Consider the following 1182-nt stretch of genomic DNA (forward strand, 5'->3'; position numbering starts at 1 on the left):
CACGAGGGCGCTCACCGCCATGGCCGCGCAGGCGATTGCGAGCCCGGCGAGCGAGCGCGGGAAGGGCGCGTGCCGTCCGGCCGCGAACGCCGCCACGAGGAACGGGGCCACGGCGTAGCTGTCGAGGCCCGCCGCCGTGGCGGCGACGAGGGCGGCCGACTCGAGCGCGAGCGTCCCCAGGGGCAGGGCCGTCCGCCAGAGCAGGGCTGAGGACGCGGCCGCCACGGCGAGCGCGAGGGCAGCCGGGCTCGCAGCCCGCTGCACGACGTCACCGGGTATCGCCGGGACGATTGTCGCCGTGATGACGGTCGCCTCCCCGTAGAGCAGGCACGCGAGGGGCGCCGCGAGCAGACGGGGCGCGAGGGGCGGCGCGAGGCGCCGCCCGGCCTTGTCGACAGCTCTCATCCCCGCGTCCTCCTTGGCCCCTTTTCCGTGCACCCGCTTCTTGTACCCGTCGGGGCGGGGCCGCGACCTACCACCTTCCGGTGAGGAGGTGGGAGAGGGGCGCGACCCCAGCCACCACGAGCAGCGCGCAGACGACTACGACGAGCGTCCACCATGCGGGCGACAGCACGCAGCCCAGCCACGCCGCCGCCTGGACGCGGCCCGTTCCGTCGGCTCCCCCCGTGCCCTACGAGCGCAGGCACGCCGCAGGCGAGGAGTGGACGGCCCCGCGGACCTGCGCCCAGCGCACCGCGAGAAGCACGACCCAGACCACGACACCCGCGGCCAGCGCCTCCGGCAGCGGCGCGTACGCCGTGGGCGCTCCCCAGAACATCCAGGTGAGGGTGAGCGCGGCGAGGGAGGAGCAGGCGATGGGCACGAGCGAGAGCAGCGCGGCGCCCAGGGCGACGAGCGCCGACTGCCACGCGACCGCCGCGGCCACGCCCCGGGGCGTGAGGCCAAGCGTGCGCAGCAGCGCTTGGTGCCTTCCCTCGTCCCTCGCCGAGAGGGCGAGCACGGCGACCGCGGTGGCGAGCGCGAACCCCGCGGCGAGGCCGATCAGCGCGTAGGTGTCCGTCATGTCGAACGAGCCCGAGAACCCCAGGCGCCGCATGACGGCCTCGAGGGTGCGGGCGGTCGTGAGCAGGATGCCCCCTGCCCCGCCCACCGCCGCGGCGAGCGGCACCATGGCCGAGGCGTTGCGCGAGGCGAGCTCGGTCGCCGCCCGCGCCGCGAGCC

General features: G+C 76.4%; 2 protein-coding genes. Both read right to left on the reverse strand.

Annotation, left to right across the window (positions count from 1 at the left end; translation table 11 throughout):
* The coding region (locus DW151_RS10400; RefSeq protein WP_147351786.1) for a hypothetical protein at positions 1-405 on the reverse strand (405 nt) is incomplete at its 3' end.
* A 226-nt stretch (positions 406-631) separates the two neighbouring features.
* A partial coding sequence (locus DW151_RS10610) for a hypothetical protein (protein ID WP_199579948.1) occupies positions 632-1182 on the reverse strand: 551 nt, incomplete at its 5' end.

The sequence above is a fragment of the Collinsella sp. AM13-34 genome (assembly GCF_003473055.1).
Classification (GTDB): domain Bacteria; phylum Actinomycetota; class Coriobacteriia; order Coriobacteriales; family Coriobacteriaceae; genus Collinsella.